At 66.8% G+C, this 17,940-nt stretch carries 14 protein-coding genes and 1 riboswitch; of the genes, 2 read left to right on the top strand and 12 right to left on the bottom strand.

Going from position 1 to position 17,940, the window contains the following annotated elements; translation table 11 throughout:
- Positions 1-107: 107 nt before the first annotated feature.
- The 11 genes from H582_RS0124555 to H582_RS0124500 all read right to left on the bottom strand — a co-directional run bounded on the left by H582_RS0124555 (position 108) and on the right by H582_RS0124500 (position 13,131).
- Entirely contained in the window at positions 108-878 is a 771-nt protein-coding gene (locus H582_RS0124555) for an exodeoxyribonuclease III (protein WP_028600659.1), read from the bottom strand.
- Positions 879-1,140: 262 nt separating this feature from the next.
- Positions 1,141-2,424: an ABC transporter permease gene (locus tag H582_RS0124550; protein WP_028600658.1), complete on the bottom strand. Its 1,284-nt coding sequence runs from the start codon at positions 2,422-2,424 to the stop codon at positions 1,141-1,143.
- A 191-nt stretch (positions 2,425-2,615) separates the two neighbouring features.
- The gene (locus tag H582_RS0124545) at positions 2,616-3,311 is read right to left on the bottom strand and encodes an ABC transporter ATP-binding protein (RefSeq protein ID WP_174817718.1); all 696 of its coding nucleotides are present in this window, start codon (positions 3,309-3,311) and stop codon (positions 2,616-2,618) included.
- On the bottom strand, positions 3,308-4,354 hold the full coding sequence (locus tag H582_RS32645; RefSeq protein ID WP_156876723.1) for a hypothetical protein: 1,047 nt from the start codon (positions 4,352-4,354) through the stop codon (positions 3,308-3,310). Before H582_RS32645 ends, H582_RS0124545 begins: the two co-directional genes overlap by 4 nt.
- 14 nt (positions 4,355-4,368) lie before the next feature.
- Positions 4,369-6,438, bottom strand: a complete 2,070-nt coding sequence (locus tag H582_RS0124530) for an alkaline phosphatase (RefSeq protein ID WP_028600655.1) — start codon at positions 6,436-6,438, stop codon at positions 4,369-4,371.
- A gap of 104 nt (positions 6,439-6,542) precedes the next feature.
- Positions 6,543-7,220 (bottom strand): M15 family metallopeptidase, encoded by a 678-nt coding sequence (locus H582_RS29500; protein ID WP_373864129.1) that lies wholly within the window; start codon positions 7,218-7,220, stop codon positions 6,543-6,545.
- A gap of 53 nt (positions 7,221-7,273) precedes the next feature.
- Positions 7,274-8,785: a cryptochrome/photolyase family protein gene (locus H582_RS0124520; protein ID WP_028600654.1), complete on the bottom strand. Its 1,512-nt coding sequence runs from the start codon at positions 8,783-8,785 to the stop codon at positions 7,274-7,276.
- A 132-nt stretch (positions 8,786-8,917) separates the two neighbouring features.
- Entirely contained in the window at positions 8,918-9,421 is a 504-nt protein-coding gene (locus H582_RS0124515; RefSeq protein WP_028600653.1) for a C40 family peptidase, read from the bottom strand.
- 5 nt (positions 9,422-9,426) lie between these two features.
- A riboswitch (cyclic di-AMP (ydaO/yuaA leader) is annotated at positions 9,427-9,585 on the bottom strand.
- Positions 9,586-9,820: 235 nt separating this feature from the next.
- Positions 9,821-10,048 (bottom strand): hypothetical protein, encoded by a 228-nt coding sequence (locus H582_RS0124510; protein ID WP_028600652.1) that lies wholly within the window; start codon positions 10,046-10,048, stop codon positions 9,821-9,823.
- Between the two features lie 253 nt (positions 10,049-10,301).
- A complete protein-coding gene (locus H582_RS29495; protein WP_043112041.1) occupies positions 10,302-11,150 on the bottom strand; it encodes a hypothetical protein in 849 nt (282 codons plus the stop codon).
- 28 nt (positions 11,151-11,178) lie between these two features.
- Complete coding sequence (locus tag H582_RS0124500; protein WP_028600651.1) at positions 11,179-13,131, bottom strand: M1 family metallopeptidase; 1,953 nt, start codon at positions 13,129-13,131, stop codon at positions 11,179-11,181.
- A 186-nt stretch (positions 13,132-13,317) separates the two neighbouring features.
- Between H582_RS0124500 and H582_RS0124495 the strand changes: the two genes are divergently transcribed.
- Positions 13,318-13,929 carry a YwhD family protein gene (locus H582_RS0124495; protein WP_084137594.1) on the top strand — a complete coding sequence of 204 codons (612 nt, stop codon included), beginning with the start codon at positions 13,318-13,320 and terminating at the stop codon, positions 13,927-13,929.
- A gap of 1,040 nt (positions 13,930-14,969) precedes the next feature.
- Here H582_RS0124495 and H582_RS0124490 read toward each other — a convergent pair.
- Entirely contained in the window at positions 14,970-15,557 is a 588-nt protein-coding gene (locus H582_RS0124490; protein ID WP_052333642.1) for a GNAT family N-acetyltransferase, read from the bottom strand.
- A 620-nt stretch (positions 15,558-16,177) separates the two neighbouring features.
- Between H582_RS0124490 and H582_RS0124485 the strand changes: the two genes are divergently transcribed.
- Entirely contained in the window at positions 16,178-17,932 is a 1,755-nt protein-coding gene (locus tag H582_RS0124485; RefSeq protein ID WP_052333641.1) for a family 10 glycosylhydrolase, read from the top strand.
- The last annotated feature ends 8 nt before the right edge of the window (positions 17,933-17,940 follow it).

Raw genomic sequence — 17,940 nt, 5'->3', positions numbered from 1 at the left:
CGGAGTTGCGCGGAAAAACCGAGCAGCTCGGGTAGAGCGGCGCCCAGCGGCCGGCCGCGGCCGCAAGGCTCCGTCTCCGGAGCCATCCGATCGCTCATGGCTCAGCCTCAACCTGCGGCCGGCTCCTCCGTCAGCTCCAGCACGACCGGGCAATGGTCGCTGCCGAGCACCGCGCTGTCGATCTCCGCAGCGGCGAGCAGCGGGCGCAGCCGGTCCGATACGAGGAAATAGTCGATGCGCCAGCCGATGTTCCGCTCCCGCACCTTGGGCATGAACGACCACCAGGTATAGGCGTCCGTCCGGTCCGGATGCAGATGGCGGAACGTGTCCGTGAAGCCGCTCTCCAGCAAGGCGCTCGTGCAGCCCCGCTCCTCGTCGGTGAAGCCCGAGTTGCCGCGGTTCGGCTTGGCGTTCTTGAGGTCGATGTCCTGGTGGGCGACGTTCAGATCGCCGCACAGGATGACCGGCTTGACGGCGTCCAGTCCTTTGAGATATGCCAGCATGCGGGCTTCCCATTCCAGCCGGTAGGGCAGCCGCGACAGATCGCGCCGCGAGTTGGGCGTGTAGACGTTGACGAGGTACCAGCCGTCGAACTCCAGCGTCAGGATGCGTCCTTCCTCCTCGAAGTCGTCCTCCAGCCCGTACCGCACGGACAGCGGCAGCTTGCGCGTCCAGACCGCCGTGCCGGAGTAGCCCTTGCGCGCGGCATAATTCCAGAACAGATGGTAGCCCTCGCCGTGCTCCAGCTCGATCTGCCCCTCTTGCAGCTTCGTCTCCTGCACGCAGAAGACGTCGGCGTCCATCGCCTCGAAGTAGTCGGCGAAGCCTTTTTTCACGCAGGCTCGCAGGCCGTTGACGTTCCATGATACGAGCTTCAATTCGCTTCTCTCCCTGCTGTCGTGATCGTCCGTCCAGTGTAGCACGGGGGGACGAGCGTTGTCAGCGGAAGGGAAAGGAAGCGGCCGCAAGGCTCCGAGACGAAAAGCCGCTGCAATGCGGCCGAAAAGCCCGCGCCAGGACGACGGTGGCGGGCATTGGCGGAGCAGCAGGTCCGAGCTGGCAGCGGCCGGAGCGCCAGCCCGTGCGAAAGCCCGCGAGCAAGGACAAAAACGCCCTTGCTCGCGGGCTTTCGCTTGGCGGTCAGGATGGACTCAGGTGGCGGGCCGTCTCGGTCCGGTAAGCTCCGATGGCGGGAGCGAGGCCGGATACGATGCCGGCGGCGAGTACGAGCGCCGCGAGGCCGATCGAGGACCAGTCGAAGCCCAAGGGTAAAGCGATGGATACGTGAGAGCGGGCGTAGCCGGCCAGCGCGGCAGCGAGCCCGTAGGCGCCGAGCACGCCGAGCGCGCAGCCGAGCCCGGTCATGAGCGCGGATTCGAGCAGCACGATGGCCATCACCTGCCGCCGCCCGGCTCCGAGCGAGCGCAGGATAGCGACGCTGCGCCTGCGCTCGACCGCCGAGCTGTACAGCGAGAGGCATACGGTCAGGCCGGCCATGCCGAGCAGCACCCAGCCGATGCCGCGCAGCGCCTGCTCCCCGCTGCCCATCATGTCGAACAGCATGGCGAGCGTCTGGCCGGGCAGGACGGCCTGCGCTTCCTCGCCGGCGTTCGTCTGCTGGTACAGCTTCATCAGGCCGATGTAGCTGTTCGGCTTGACGAGGATCGCTGTCACGCCGTGAGCCGCCTCGTCTTCCGGCGACTCGTCCGCATGGGCCTCGCCGCCGCCAACGGCATTCTCGACCACATGAGCCTCGCCGCCTGCCGCCGCCTCGTCCGCGCCATGATCATGGCTTTGCCAATAGCTTTCCATGCTCACGTAGATGCCCTGATCGGACGGGGCGTGCAGCCGCTCCAGGATGCCGACGACCGTATACGGATGCTCGCCGTGCTCGTCCGGTTCGGCCGATGCCGCGACGCCATGCTCCGACACGAACGTGTCGCCGATGCGCAAGCCGTCGCGGGCGGCGACTTCCGCGCCGACGACCGCCTCGAACGGCTGGTCGAACAGCCGGCCCTCGCGCAGCTTGAAATAAGGCGGATCGGCCGGCCGGGCGCTCAGGCCGAAAAAGGCCGGCGTCGTGCCGACGAGCCTGCGGCCCCGGTACTGGTCGCCGAGCGCGAACGGCACGGCCGTCCGAATCTCGGGATCGGCGGCGAGACGTTCGTAGTAGGCATAGCTCAGGTTGGCCAGCGGTTTGTCCATGAGGAAAATCGTATTGAATACGAGCTGGTTGGCGCTGCCCTTGGAGCCGATGAGCAGCCCGAACGGCTCGCTCGCCCGCTCGATGCCTTGCCGCGCTCCGCTGGAGAGCAGGAGCACGGCGAGCGTCACCGACAGGCCGATCATGACGACGGCGGCGGTAATCAGCGTCTGCGCCCGGCGGGCCATCAGGCCGCGCCAGGCCATGGAGAAGAGGGACATGTCGATCGGACCTCCTTATGCGGTCGAAAGGATGAGGCGATGCGTGGAGGCCGGAAGGGGCCGCATGTCGCTGTCCTGTCCTTCCGGCGAACCGCGCAGGCGAGGACGGAGCGCAGCGAACGGCGCGCGGTCTCCAGACGCTCCATGCGGGCCAGATCGCGGTCTGCAGCGGCTCCGCGCACCAGAGTCCGTCAGGCGAGCCGAACGGCGGCGGGCCGCGCCGCCAGCTCCTTGATGGATACGGACCGCTCCATGCGCGCGGCCATCTCCGGATCGTGCGTGCACAGCAGCAGCGCCGCTCCGGAAGCGGCGGCCGAGCCGATCAGCAGCTCCATGACGCGGGCCGCCGTCTCGGGATCGAGGCTCGCCGTCGGCTCGTCCGCCAGCAGCAGCGCCGGCTCGTTGACGAGCGCGCGGGCGATCGCGACGCGCTGCTGCTGGCCCTGGCTGAGCTGGCGGGGCAGATGGTCCAGGCGGTCGCCGAGACCGGCCCGCTCGAGCAGCTCGGCCGCGCGCTCGCGCTGCCGCCGCTTGCTCAGGGAGCTGCCGAAGGCGGCCGCGGCAAGCACGTTCTCCAGCGCGGTGAAGCCGGGCAGCAGCTGAAAGCTTTGGTGGACATAGCCGACCTGGGAGGCGCGCAGGCGGTCGAGCGCGCTTTCCTTCATCGTCTCCAGCCGCTCGCCGAGCAGCGTGATCGAGCCGGAGCTCGGACGGACGATGCCGCACAGCAGATGGAGCAGCGTGCTCTTGCCGGACCCGCTCGGACCGACGAGCGCCACGCGCTCGCCTCGATCGAGCTCCCACCAGGGCACCTCCAGCACGGTCAGCTCCGTTCCGTCCGGAGCGCGGTAGCGCTTGACGACATTCTCCAGGCGAAGCAGCGTCATGACAGCACCTCCGTCTTGTCGGCGACGATGCGGATTAGGCTGACGAAGCCGGTCTCCTCGTCGGTCTGCGAGCCGATGCTGAGTGTCCCGGTCACCTTCACCTGATGCTCGGTCGGAGTCAGCTCCTTGCCCTCGGGCAGCTGGATGACGACGATGTCCGACGGCCAGTCCGCATCCGAGGAGCAGAACGGACAGACGGCCAGCGGGATGCGGGTGAGGACGAAAAAGCGGACGGTCGCCGTCAGCGGAGGAGCCATGTAGCCGGTCATTTCCACCTTCATGCCGTCCAGCTCCTTGAGCTTGTCGGAGAAGGCGAGGCCGCGCACGCTCTCCTTGCCGTACAGCTCGGAGAAGCGGATCGTCGCCGGGCCGTCCAGGCTCTGCCGAACCGTTGGCTTGACGGCAGGAGAAGGAGCAGCGGTCCGCAGCGGGCTTGCAGTCGGCGAGGCGGACATGGCCGGAGCCTGCGACGGAGCGAAAGACGGGACGGAGGAAGGGGCTGCGGGCGAAGCGGAAGCCGCTCCCGCCGAGGCGGGAGCGGCAGCCGGCGCGCCACTCGCGGCGGCGTGCGGCGACGGCTTCGACGCCGTGCCCGCAGGAGCGGCGCTCGCGGCGGACGGAGCGTCCGGCGAAGCGCTGGCCGCCGGCTTCGCCGAGGCGCCCGGCGCCGAGGCTCCGCCATTCGGCGAAGCGTCTGCGGAGGAGCCGCTCGCGGCCGCCTCGCCGCCCGCTCCAGCCGCTTCGCTGCCCGCCGCTGCCGCTCCGGCCGCTGCCGGCGCCGCTGCCGCCTCAGAGCCGTTCGCGCCGCCGCGCGCCTCGCTGCCGCGCACCTCGCCGCCCGCCGCGAGCGAGCCGTCTCCGCTCTGCGCCGCCGCAGCCTGCGGCTCGCCGGCTGCGCCCGGCTGCGCCCCGGCAACGGCCATCGGCTCTCCCTCTAGAGGGAGAGCCGGGGCTCCGCAGCCGCCCAGCAGCAGCCCGGCCGCCGCGAGCCCCGCCACGATGGCGGAGGCGCGGCGCGGCACGAGGCTGCAGGCGCCAAGCACTGCGCTGCGGCTCCTCATCGGCTGAGGGAAGCCAGCAGCGAGTCGCTGGAGACGATCAATTTGCCGTTCTCGGTCTTGAACTTCAGGGGAACCGTCTGGCTGCCCTTTTTGGCGATGCCTTTTCCGTGATCGAGCACGAGCGTCGTTCCGTCGGCCTTGACGGTCGAGACGGCCGTTTTGGCATCGTATGTGCGGCTGCCGCCGAACGAGCGCAGGAACCCGTCCAGCTCGATCCAGTTCTGCTTGGCGTCGAGCTTGCTGCCGTCGAGGCGCAGCCCGAGCGCCTGGGCCATGCCGAAGAATACGTCGGTATTGTCGAGCGTGCCCTTGAAGTACTCCGCTCCGGGACCATGCGCCATCAGCGGAACGTCGTCGGCCGAATGCACCTCGGTGCCCTCGGACTTCGGCAGCGTGCCGGTGTGCAGGTACTTGTCCTTGTCCTCGGCCTTCGGATCGGCGAGCGTGCCGGGATTGGCGATGTAGGCGTCGCCCGACAGCACGGCCGGAGCCTGCGGCACGGCGCTGAACTTGTAGTCCTCATAGTAGTCCGGCGTCGCGCCGAAGACGACGGCCAGCTTGCGGTCCACGTCCGGCGAGTCCGGGAAGCCGTCCTTGTCGGCATCGACGTACGTCGGGAACTTCGACTGCTCGTACGTGCGCACCGCCTCGCGGCCGGTCTTGCCGTCGCCTTCCCAGTATGTGCCGGCGATGCTCGTGGAGTGGGCATGGTCGGCCGTCGCCACGACGAGCGTGTCGCCGCTGGCGTCGGCATAGGCGCGGGCGAGGCCGATCGCCTTGTCCATCTCGATCGTGTCGTAGGCGGAGCGCTCCCAGTCCATCGTGTGCAGCTGCTTGTCGATGCTCGCGCCCTCGACGACGAGGAAGAAGCCGTTGTCGTTCTTCTTCAGCACGTCGATCGCCTTTTTCGTCATGTCCCAGAGCGTCGGCTGGTCGGTGAACGACTTGAGCGCCGCCGCGTTGCCCGTGGAGCGGTCGTAGTACACATTCATGTCGCCGGTATGGAACAGGCCGAGCAGCTTGTCCGGCGTGCCGGAGCTTTTCAGGCCGGCCGCGCTCTCGACGAACGTATAGCCCGCCTTTTCAAAGCCGCCGATCAGGTCCTTCTCGTCCTTGCGCTTGGAGCCCGGCACGGACTTCGGCAGGAAGTACGCCGAGCCTCCGCCCATCACGACCTCCGGCTGCAGCTGCAGCATCATGTCGGCGATCTCGGCCTTGTCGGCGCGGCGGCGCGTATGGGAGACGACCGCGGCCGGCGTGGCGTCCTCGATCTCGGACGTCGTCACGATGCCGACGGACATGCCGCGCGAGCGCTTGAGCATCTCGGCCAGCGTCTCGACCTTCGGATCGTCGAGCGAGTTCTCCGTATTGTCGGGGTAGATGCCGAGCGCGTTCACCGCCGATTTGTGGCCGGTGTTGTAGGCGCTCGCGCTGTTGGCGGAGTCGGTGACGAGGGAGTCCATGCCCGACGTCGTCACGACGGCGCGCTGCTCCAGCTTGTCCAGCTCGAGCAGGCCGTTGTACTTGCCCTCGGTCAGTCCCTTGGACATGACGCGGGCGATCGTAATGCTCGGCTGGGCCATGCCGTCGCCGACGAACAGGATGACATTTTTCGCCTTGCGGCCGGCCTGCTCCGTATTCACGACTTCATACTGCACGGTGCGCTTCAGGCTGCCGGCCTGGACGGAGACGGAGACGGGTCCGGCCTTGGGGAAGGAGACGTCGCGGACGGTGAATTCGCGGCTCTTGGCGGTGGAGGTCAGCTCGAGCTTTTTGCCGAAGACGGCTTCGGGGCCCTTGCCGTTGATCGTGATGCGGACGGCCGAGGCGTCGCCCGTCCAGTCGTTCAGCTCGACGCGGAAATCGAACTTCGCGCCGGCGAGGAACTTGGCCTGGTGGATCGGGGCAATGTAGATGGACGGGGCGGCGGCATTCGCCGTCTCCGCAGCTTCCGCGGCCGCGGCGGGCTGCGGGCCGAGCTCGGCGAGTCCGGCTCCGCCGACGGCCGTCGCGGCGGCCAGCATCGCCCCGAGCAGGATGCGGCTCGTCTTGCTTGATTTTCTCATCTCAAAAAACCCTCCCAAGAGAATTAGGTATGAACGAGTGCTCATCCGTTATCTTAAGAGGGCTTTATGCGGGGATGTTTATCGGCAAATAGTTTATTTGTAAATTATTCCGTCTTCTCTGGCGGCCCGCTCGCCGTGCCGTCTGCGAGCAGCGAGCCGTCCGGACGGTTGCCGAGCTGCAGCTCGCGGATCGAGTAGCCGAAATCCATCTGCAGATGAGGGTTGTCCTTGAAGCCTTCCCAGTCGCCGCCCCAGCTGAAGCCGAGCCGCTTGGCCATGTCGGCGACCTCAAGCCAGTCGGCCCGGCCGTTTTTGTTGCCGTCGTACTCCATGTCCCAGATGATGTCGCCGGAGCGGTCCTTCAGGGCGAAGTCGATCGCGAGCCCGTAGTTGTGGAACGACTCGCCGCCCTTGGCATGGGTGACGATGCGGCCCTCGCGATCCCGTCCCTGGGCGTAGATCTCGTCCTGCTCGGCCTCGCTGCGGAAGCCGTCGGTGAACACGACGGCGATGCCGGCGGCCTTCGCCTGGGCGGCGAGCCGCTCGCTCGCCGCCCGCACTTCGGGATGCAGGCCGGCGACGGGCGGCACGTCGCGGTACAGGCCTTGCGGCACGATCTTGTCGAACGCCCGCGGCAGCTCCAGCTTGAGCAGGGCGAGCGTCCCGGCGGCCAGTCCGGCGACGATGAGCAGCCCGCCCAGCGGGCTCCGCTTGCGCCGCGGCTTGCGCCGGACGGCGGCGCGGGCGTCTGCCCGGGCGGGGGCGTGTGTCGGTCGAGGCATTCCCATGTGCGTCTCCTTCGCTGGCGTAGTCTTGGTTGCGCCTTGTCTATGTTCTAATGAAGACGATCGAGCGGGCGGGAAGGCTTCGCGAGCAGCCGCTTGTACGTCTCGATGGCGCGGGCGCGCGACGCCTTGAGGTCGACGACCGCCTGCGGCGAAGGCTCGTGCACGGCGGCGGCGGACCATCCGGCCCGCTCGGGCAGCCAGCGCCGGATGTAGGCGCCGTCCGGATCCCAGCGCTTGGACTGGACGACCGGATTCATGATGCGGAAGTACGGAGCGGCGTCGAAGCCGAGCGAGCTGCTCCACAGCCAGCCGCCGCGGTTCAGCGTAGCGTCGTAGTCGAGCAGCTGCTCGCGGAACCATCGCTCTCCCGCCGTGAACGGCGCCAGCAGGTTTTTGCACAGGAACATCGCCGCGATCATGCGCAGCCGGTTCGGCAGCTCGCCGGTCGTCCGCAGCTGCGTCATCGCCGCGTCGATGAGCGGGATGCCGGTGCGGCCTTGCCGCCATGCCTCCGCATGCCGCTCCGTCAGGCCGGACAGGTCGACCTGCTCCTCATAGCGGAAAAAGTCCGCGTCGAACCGCGCCTGGTACAGGTAGAACTCCCGCCAGGCGAGCTGGCGGATCCAGCTCTCCGCGCCGGAGCGCGCCGCCGCGGCCGACGGATCGCGCGGCGCGGAGCCAGGGCCTTCGCCGCTGCCCGGCAGCGCCAGCTCGAGCTGGCTCGCGGCGTCCGCCCGCCAGCCGGCCGCTCCGCCGAAGGCAAGCGGCTCGCGCCCGTCCTCGGTCCGGGCGGCATCCAGAGCGAGGCCGTAGGCGCGCTGGGCCGACAGCGCGCCGACGTTCAGCCAGCGCGAGAGGCCGCTCCCGGCATCCAGCGCGTAGCGGTCGCGCAGCTCCTCGTACGCCTGCAGGCTGCCGCCGAGGAACCGCTCCAGCTGCCGCTCGGGGCGCTCGTCCTCCGGCACGGCGGCCGCGAGCAGTCCGATCAGCTCGCCCGGCACGCTCCAGCTGCCGCCGCCGGAGAGCCGGGCGGTCGGCAGGCCGCCGGCAGCGACGGCCGGAGGCGGCGCGAGCCGCGAGCGGACATAACCGTTCCACGCCCGGTAGAACGGCGTGAACACGCGGTACGGCTCTTTTCTTCCCGTCTGCTCCTGGAACGCGTCCAGATCGGCGAGAGGCACGTCCTCCAGCGCCGTCCAGCGCACGCCCCGGCTGCGGCAGACGGCGGCGAGCCGCTCGTCCCGCCGCCGCGCATAAGGCGTATGGTCGGCGGTGACGACGACCTCGCGGATCGGCTCCCGCTCGAGCAGGTCGTCCAGCACGTCGGCGGGATCGCCGTGCAGCAGCTGCAGCTCGGCCCCTTGCGCCGCATAATCCCGCTGCAGCATCCCGGCTGCCCGCAGGAAATGCCGTCCGGGATGGGACTCGGCGCGGCCGTTCCCGAGCTGCGCCGGATCGAGGATCAGCGCATGGATGCCCGGCATGCCGAGGCTGGCGGCGTAGTCGAACGCGCGCAGATCGCCCGCTCGGAGATCCTTGCGGTGGATGAACAGATACATGTCCTTGCCTCCTTGGATCGGCCGCGGCCGATCATGCTCTTTCCGTACTACCCTGCCGGAATGCAAACAAACCGCAGCAGGCGCTCCGAGGGGAGGCTTGCTGCGGTCTGCTCGTCCGGCTTCGAAAGGCTTTTAATCGACGTCCGGACCGCCGTCCGGCTGGTCGGCAGCGTCGTCCGCGTACTTCTCGAACGTCTTGTCGTCCATGACGCGGCGGGCGGACATATAGCGCTTGGCGTAGTAGGACTCGCTCAGCTCGCTGATCGTCACGCCTCGGCTTGAGGAAGCGTGAGCGAACTTGCCGTCGCCGACGTAGACGCCCACATGGGAGACGCCCTTGCCGCTCGTATTGAAGAACACGAGATCTCCCGCCTTCAGGTCGTCTTTGGCGACCTTCTTGCCCATGGCCGATTGAGCCGCGGACGAGTGGGGGAGCGTGATCTTGAACTGCTTGAACACGTAGGACGTGAAGCCCGAGCAGTCGAAGCCTTTCGAGGTGGTGCCCGCCGACTTGTACGGCGTGCCGATGACGTCGCTGATGACGCCGTCCATTTTGGATCCTGCCGATGCGCTTTGCGCGCCTGCCGAGAACAGCAGGGCAAGTCCGAGTGCGATTGCTGCGGCTTTCTTCTTCAAAGCTGAAGTGCTCCTTCCAGAGCCTACGAGGTTAGCTGTGGGGTTCGGTTGAAGGTTCCCTATGATTTCTCGGCCTTCCTGCCTTGCGGCGAGGAGGGCGAAATCAATTCACCCTGAGATGGTTCCCCCGTTTCCATAGTCATGGAACTCGGCATGTTTGAACTGCTTCTGGAAGTGGTATTCTTTTCTTTAAGCTATTTTCCTCCCTTTCCCGACATTTTCTCATAATTCTCATGTTGAAAGAGACAAATGACAGCGCTTGCTTCGGGGGCTCGAGTCGAATCGACGCCTCTGCCGGCGGGCCGCTTCGGCTCTGCCGCATCGAAAAAAAGCGCCCCCCGCGAGGGGCGCTTTTGCGGTCGGCGCGTCGTTCGCGCCGGAGCGATCCGAATCGGGGGATCAGGCCGTGTACAGCGAGTTTTCCATCAACGTGAGCAGCTTCGTGCGCATGCCCATCAGGCGGGTCAGCGCGGCCTCGCTGAGATCGAGCCCTTCCGGGCGCAGGCGGGCGTGCTCGCTCTGCAGGGCTTCCAGCTCCTGCGCGTTCCGGTAGGCGCCGGCGCGGTCCAGCAGATCGCCGGTCGCTTGATGCAGCTGCTCGTAGTAGGCGTAGATTTTTTCGGTCATGGTCAATCTTTCCTCTCTCTCTAAAATGAAACTCTCCTCTAGCATGTCCTGCATTCGATGGCTTCTATGCTCCATTAAAGCTGCGGATGATGATCGTACGATCATCGGCAGATGAAGGTTTGGTGTTCGCGGGGCGGTGCCGGGGCGGCGCTGCGCGGCCGGCCTGGATGTTATATACACCGCATTCGGGTCCGAAAAACAAGACAAAATTGTCAGAGAATTTACACAATTATAGGATGGACATTCGGATTTGTCAACTAACCTGACGTCCTCCGGCATCTGGCTTGTCGGACCAGCAGCTGTACTGCGCGGAGAGGATCCAGACGTCGATCAGCGTGCGGACGAAATGATACCCTTGCTGGATGACGATGGCGGCAAGGCCGGCCCAGGCCATCGCCCCAGCGCTGACGCCGGCTTGCAGCAGGCCCGACAGCAGCAGCAGGACGAGGCTGACGCCTGCCAGCGGCAGCAGGCGGCGCAGCGCCTGGCGGAAGCTCGCCCCTGCGCCCAGGCCGCTTGCCGCGCCGAACTGCAGGCTGAGGATCAGCACATGGAGCAGTCCGATCCAGAGCAGCCACGCTCCGGCCCAGGGCAGCGCGTCCGCGGCCAGCTGCGGCAGCGAGCTGTAGTGCTGGAAGCGTTGGAAGCCCTCCCGCGCAAGCCAGACGGCCGGAGCGAGCGCGAGCGTCAGCTCGGCGGCAGCGAGCAGGATGAACGGCTTCCAGCAGACGCGGATGCCCTCGAGGAAGCGCGTGCCTCCTTCGGCTCCGGACTCCGCGGCATGCCGCACGGAGTAGGCGAGTCCGGCGCTCAGCAGCGGACCGAGCAGCAGGCGGGCGAGCAGCAGTCCGCCCAGCAGCCATAGATACGGATGGGCCAGATCCGTCTTGAGCAGCCGGAACTGCGACTCCGCCCAGAAGATCGCGTCTGCGCCGGAGGCGGCTCCGTCCGCCCCGGGATAGCGCTGCACGAGCGGGCGCACGACGGAGTCGACGAGCCGGTACAGGAAGAAGCCCCACAGCAGCCGGTACAGGAACAGGAAGGCGGCGATCGGCAGATGCTTGACAGTCAGCCCCCAGCCTTGCTTGAGATAGGTGGACACGGGATCACGCTCCTTTCTTCCGCCGCCCTCACCAGGCGAACGCTCCTGCGAGCCATTCCAGCGCCTTGACGATGCCGAGGCTGATCCGCACCCGCTGGTCCGCCGGCGCCTCGGCGCGCAGGAAGTTGTTGATCTGCCGGTTGTCCAGCACGTTGAGCCGATCCGGATCGACCGCCGCCCACAGCAGCGGGGAGGAGGAGGTCAGCTTGAAGCTCGTGTCGGCCTCCACGCCGTCCCACATGCGCTCGATCGTTCGTCCGTCGGCGAAGCGGAAGCGGATGTTCACCGGGCCGTATACGCCGTCGAGGCGGCGGATGACGACCTGCGACTCGTAGCCGGGCTTGCCGCCGCCGCTTTCCAGCGGGGAGACGCGGATCGAGTCGACCGCGTAGTCGGCCGTCTGGCCGCCATAGACGAACTGGCTGAAGTAGTCGTCCCAGCTGTCCTTGGTCACCTGCTCCACGACCCGCTTGAAGTCGGCCGTCGTCGGATGCTTGAATTTGTACTGGTTGAAATACGTCCGCAGGATCTTGTTCATCATCGTCGGTCCCGTCCGCTGCTCGATGCCGGTCAGCACGAGCTTCGCCCGGCTGTAGACGTTGTCGGCGTAGCGGCCATGGGAGCCGTACGACCAGGACAGCAGCTTGAGCGGAGCGGGATCGGTGACGTAGCTCGCCTCCAGCGCGGTGCGCGGCTCGACGCCGTACTCGCTTTCCATGATCTTGTCCTCCGAGTAGGAGGTGAAGCCCTCGTCGAGCCAGGCTTCCTCGAATTCATTGGACGCGACCATGCCGTACCAGTACTGATGCCCGATCTCATGCACGACGGTGCGCTCGAGGCTGTAGCCGGGATTGTCCGTCTCGGCGCCGAAGGCGGTCACGAGGGTCGGATATTCCATGCCTCCGGCGCCGTTCGCGGCCGCGGGAGGGACGACGATCGACAGCGTGCTGTAGGGATAGGCGCCGTACCACTGCGAGTACTTGGCGAGAGCCGACTTGGCCGCATGCATGTAGCGCTCGGCCAGCTTCTTGTGGAGCGGGTCGAGGTAAAGCTTGATGCGCACGCCGGGCACGCCCGGCGCGGAGAACGCCTCCTCGCTGTAGAGGAAGTCCGGCGAGGCCGACCAGGCGAAGTCATGCACGTCCTCGGCGTAGAACGTGAACGTCTGGCCGTCCTTGGACGCCTCGGCGGGCTTCGTCTGCACGCCGGTCGCCGCCACCTTGTAGCCGGCCGGCACGTCGATCTTGACCGAGTAGAGGCCGAAGTCGCTGTAGAACTCGGAGTTGCCGTGGTACTGATGGGCGTTCCAGCCCTCGGGGCGCGAGCCGGACGCGGTGTTGTAGGCGGCGATCTTCGGGAACCACTGGCCGGCCATGACGAAGCTGCCGGAGTAGCCCATGCGCGCGAACACCTCCGGCAGGCCGACGCTGAAGCCGATGTGCAGCGTCACTTCCTCGCCGGGCGCGACCGGCTGCGGGAGCTTGAGCTTGGCCAGCGTGTAGTCGCTCTCGTTGCCGTCGTCCGGCTGGACGAAGTGCACGCGCGGCATCAGGCTCGCGCCGTCCTCGGTCTTGAGCGACTCCAGCCGCATGTAGCCGCGGCTCGCCTCGGTCGCCTTGTCCTCGCGGAGCCGTCCGCCCGACTCCTTCATGAACGTCGTCTCGTCCGACAGAAAGGCGTTCGGATACAGATGAAGGTACATGTCCGACACGGTCTTCTTGCCGGGATTTTTCCACGTGACGGTCTCGGTGCCGGTCAGCGTCTTGCCGCTCAGCTTGACCTGGATCTGGTAGTCCGTGACGCGCTGGGACAGCGGCTGCGACACGGGGGCGGGAGCCGGGGAGGCTTCGACTGCGGGCGTGGCGGCCTGTCCGGCGGCAGGCTCCGCGTAGGCCAGTCCCGTTCCGGCCCACGGCAGCGGCAAGAGGGCGAGCAGCAGGGCTGCATGCAGAAAAGGTTTGTATGATCGGCGACAGGTCATGAACCGGTTCCCTCCCGTTGACAAGCTTGTAAGCCATCTATATGTTTGCTTTTGCCGGATTATTAGCTAAAATGAAAAATATCGAATACAAGCCCCTGCTTGTACGCCGGGAGCGGCGTGCGGGCGGGGGCTCGGACCATAGATGGCTTGTCTTTGGACACGGAAAGTCATGGAAGGGAGCGGGGCATGGAAGAGAATAAGGAAGCGAAGCGTCCGGAGGGCGCGGCGGAAGCGGCGTCTGCGGAGGGCGATGCCGGAGCAGGCCGTCCGGACGGCGCGCAAGGAACGCCGGCCGCGGACGCGCAGCCGGCCAAGGGCAAGCGCTCGCTGTCGCTGAACGTCGTCAGCAACAAGGAGCATCGCGGCTTCGGCGCGGGCACGATCGACCTCAGCCGCGTCTCCTCCGTCATCATCGACGGCGGAGAGGCTTACATCGACAACGGCGCGATGCACGCCAAGAGCAAGGTGGAGAAGGGGATCAAGTTCAGCCCCGACAAGGCGAACGTGCCGAACGGCCGTCCGGTGTGGATCGTCTGGGTCGCGGTCGACCGCGACGAGGAGGGCTCCTTCTATGCGGGAGCGACCGCCTGTCCGATGCTCGTCGACACCGAGGCGCGCCGCGGCTGGAAGATTCTCGCCCAGCATGTCAACAACCTCGACTATGCGATCAAGCGCCGCTTCGTGCTGGACGAGCTGTCGGCGGAGGAGAAGGCCGTGCTGCGCGAGCTGCTGATCTCCCACAACGCCGAGTGGTGGGAGCATTCGCCGCAGGCGCTCAAGGATCATCTGGCGGAGTAGCAGGACCGGCCGGAGGCGCGTCGGCTGACGGACCAGGGCGACCGGCCGGCGGCCGGATGATGGAGCGGCATGACCGGCAGCGGGAGCCGGATGCCGGACCAGGGTGACCGGCGGGAGCCGGATGATGGAGCGGCGGGAGCCGGGATAACGGGTAGAGCGGCGAAGCCAGGGGAAGCGGCAGGCGCTGCGGATGCAACGCAAGCGCGGGCGTTGTTGATGTATCGCAAGTGCCGCCGATGCAACGCAAGCGCGGGCGTTGCTGATGTATCGCAAGTGCTGCCGATGCAACGCAAGCTCGGGAGCTGCGGCTCAGCTTGCGCTGCCTGAGCAGCTGGCAGCTGACGGATTGCCCGCCAGTGCCGAGCATGGCGCTGCTGCACCGCATGCAAAGAGGCTGGCCGGAACGTCCACCGAGGTGGATGTCTCCGGTCAGCCTCTTTTTGTTGTCGTGCCAGAAGGCGGGCGACAGGGGCTCAGGGCCAATCTGGACCGCCTGGCGTCAAGCATGAGCTTGCCTAACGACGAATCAGATCGTAAGAAGAGGTTTGAGAGGGTTTCGCGATTTCTTGCGACGAATCAGCTCGTTAGACGCCAAGTCAGGTCTATTTCGCTCTGATTCTGGGCCCGAATTCGATTTTAACAAGTTGAGGAGTCGTTACGTTTTTCGAAGGTCTGTTTTATGGCGTCTAACGAGATGACGCGTCGTTAGAATTCACGGTGAAGCGGATGCCTGACAAGCCTGCCGGCGACGTCCCTTTCCAGGCCAAAGAGCGGCTCTTTGCCGAGGCCTCTGAGCAGCCGGACTGCCCCAGCCCGACGGCCCCATCCGGACTGCCCTATCCGGACTGCCCCGACTCGACTTGCCCAGCTCGGCTGCCCAGCCCGCCGGCCCCAGCCCGACGGTCCCAGCCCGACGGCCCCAGCCGGAATGCCCCAGTCGGAATGCCCCAGCCCGACGGCCCCAGCCGGACAGCCCCAGCCCGACGCCCCCGACTCGACTTGCCCGGCTCGGCTGCCCAGCCCGCCGGCTAAAGCCTCGTCTACTCCTCCTCGCGGAACCCGCGGTAGGCCCGAGCATGAAATCCCTCTATCCAGTGGAACAGCTGCCTGCCGCTTGGAGGAGGCAGCAGGCCGCCTTCGCGTCCGGGCAGCGGCCGGTACATCGCCGCATACGGCTCCGGCACCCAGATGTAGCGATGCACATACCCGTCCGGGGCAATAAAGCCGGCTTGCTCCCAAAATACGCGTCGACCCTCGTTCTTTTTGCCTGCTCCGGCCTCCGTCTCGATGACGAGCGCGCTCGCGGACGTCCGCTCCAGCGCCCAGAGCTCCAGCTCGTCCAGCAGCCGGCTGCCGAGTCCCTGCCCGCGCAGCGCCGGGTCGACGGCGAGGTAGTCGACGATAAGCCCGCTCCCGCCCGGGCCGGCTAGCGCCATCGCGGCTGCCGGGGGAAGGCGCGCCTGCGAGTCCTCGTGTGCCAGCACGAACACATACCCCTGGCCGCGCTCCAGCATGCGGCGCAGCAGCGCCTCCGGCTTGCGCCCGTGAGGCGGGAAGGAGCGTTCGTAGATGGCCCGCGCGGCGGGCCAGAGAGGATGGTCGAGACGGTCGAGAATGTGCAGCGGCATGCGGAGAGCCTCCTTTTCGTGCCCTCAGTATACCCTTCCCGGACGGCCCTGAAAACGCTAATAGGGCCTCTGCTTGTCGGCTGACAACCAGAAGCCCTATCTCCTGCAAAACCGGTTCCTATTCAATTAGACACTGACACTCCATTCCCAGCAGCTTGCGTAGCCTAACGCTTGCTTCCGTCTCAGATTTCGTTTCCTCCATACAGAATGTACCACAGGTTCGTGTGCGCAACAGATTTCAGCTTCTGTACCCGCATGTCCGCTCGGCCCTGCACGGGGAGCCAGCTTCACCGACCGGAACGTGTTGCCTTCCAGCCGGGGACATGCTTCGCTTACCGTCTCCAATGGACTATCCCCTTCCTGTGAGGAGTGCCTTCATTATAGCTCATCTTTACAATTGATTAAATAATCAGAATATTATGAAAAGATCAGAAATCGGGCGGATTCCGCCTTCTTCGGCATCAGGCGCCGCCTTTCCGCATCTTCTTGCGAAATTAAGCAGTTTCTCTTCCGCTCGCGCCTATCGAGGCTTATCCAGCAACTTCCTCTTCGGAGACGGCGTCTAACTAAGCGTTGCCATGACGCAAGATTCAGCATGCTATCGGGGAAGGAATGAGAATGTGAAGCAAGCAAGGAAACCGGACCGGACGTCCGGCGCCGCCCGCAGGCGGCTCGCGCTGTCGCTGGCGGCCCTGCTCGGAACGGGCGCGGCGGCCGTGCCCGGCCAGGCCGAAGCGGCGGCGCAGATCCGGCTGTACCTGGACGGGCAGGCGCTTGTCTCGGAGGCGCCTCCTTATATCGTGCCCAAGGCGGACGTGACGATGGTGCCGCTGCGCGTCGTCAGCGAAGGGCTCGGCGCATCCGTAAGCTGGTCGGCCAAGGAGCGCCGGGCGGACATCGCGATGTCCGGCAGCGAAATTTCGCTCGTCATGGGACAAAGCTACGCGACCGTGAACGGAGCCCGCGTGAAGCTGGACGCTTCCGTGCAGATGAAGCAGAGCCGCACGATGGTGCCGCTGCGCTTCGTCGGCGAGCAGCTCGGGCTCGGCGTCGCCTGGAGCAGCGCCGACCGGACCGTCAAGCTGACCTCGCCCGGCGGCGAGCCTAGTGCGACCCCCGGCACGACGCCGAGCCCGGGCGCCACGCCGAGCCCAAGTCCGAATCCGAGCGCCACGCCGGCGCCGAGCGCGACGCCGGGAACGAGTCCCGTCCCGAGCGCGACGCCGTCGCCGACCCCCGGCCAGGTCGTGCCGGGCCCGGGCGCCCCGGCCAAGCTGCGCGGGACATGGGTGTCGACCGTCTACAACCTCGACTGGCCGAGCGCCGCCTCCGCCAAGAGCAACGACAGCGCCAAGCAGAAGCTTGAGTTCACGGCGCTGCTCGACGAGCTGCAGGCGATGGGCATGAACGCGGCGTTCGTGCAGGTGCGTCCGGCGGGCGACGCCTTGTATCCGACGCTGCTCAGCCCGTGGTCCGCGTTTCTCACCGGCAAGCAGGGGCTCAAGGCGGACTACGATCCGCTGGCGTTCATGATCGACGAGGCCCATCGGCGCGGCATGGAGCTGCATGCCTGGTTCAATCCGTTCCGCGCGGCCAGCACGGCCGATCCGGCCCAGCTCGATGCGGGCAGCATCGTGCGCCAGCATCCGGAGTGGATCGTGAACTCCGGCGGCAAGCTGTACGTCAACCCCGGCATCCCGGCGGCGCGCCAGGCGGTCATCGACGCGATCGTGGAGGTGGCGGCGCGATATGACGTGGACGGAATCCATCTGGACGACTACTTCTACCCGTCCGGCTCGGCGTTCGACGACGAAGCGACGTACAAGCTGTACAGCGCCGGGACGCTCCTGTCCAAGGGCGACTGGCGGCGCGGCAACATCAACGCCTTTGTCGAGCAGCTCGACCGGGCGGTCCACGCGGCGAAGCCCTCGATCCGGTTCGGCATCAGCCCGTTCGGCGTCTGGCGCAACCAGTCGACCGATCCATCCGGCTCCGAGACGAAGGCGGGCGTGACCGCCTACGACAGCATGTACGCCGACGTCCGCCTGTGGGTGCAGAAAGGCTGGCTCGACTACGTCGCGCCGCAGATCTACTGGAGCTTCGCCCACCCGACCGTGCCGTACGGCAAGGTGGCGGACTGGTGGCAGCGCACGGTGCGCGGCACCGGCGTCGACCTGTACATCGGCCACTCGCCGTACAAGCTCGGCACGACCGAGGCCGGCTGGCAGTCGTCGTCGGAGATCGTCCGCCAGCTCGACTACAACCAGCTGGCCGGCTCCGTGACGGGCGAGCTGTTCTTCAGCGCCAAGGATCTGCGGCGCAACCCGCTCGGCATCGCCGACGCGCTGCGCTCCTACTACGCCGGAGCGCAGTGAGGCGAGCG

This window comes from Paenibacillus pasadenensis DSM 19293 (assembly GCF_000422485.1).
Lineage (GTDB): Bacteria > Bacillota > Bacilli > Paenibacillales > Paenibacillaceae > Paenibacillus_O > Paenibacillus_O pasadenensis.
The sequence above is the reverse complement of the archived record's forward strand: the minus strand, read 5'-3'. Positions and strand labels throughout refer to the sequence as shown.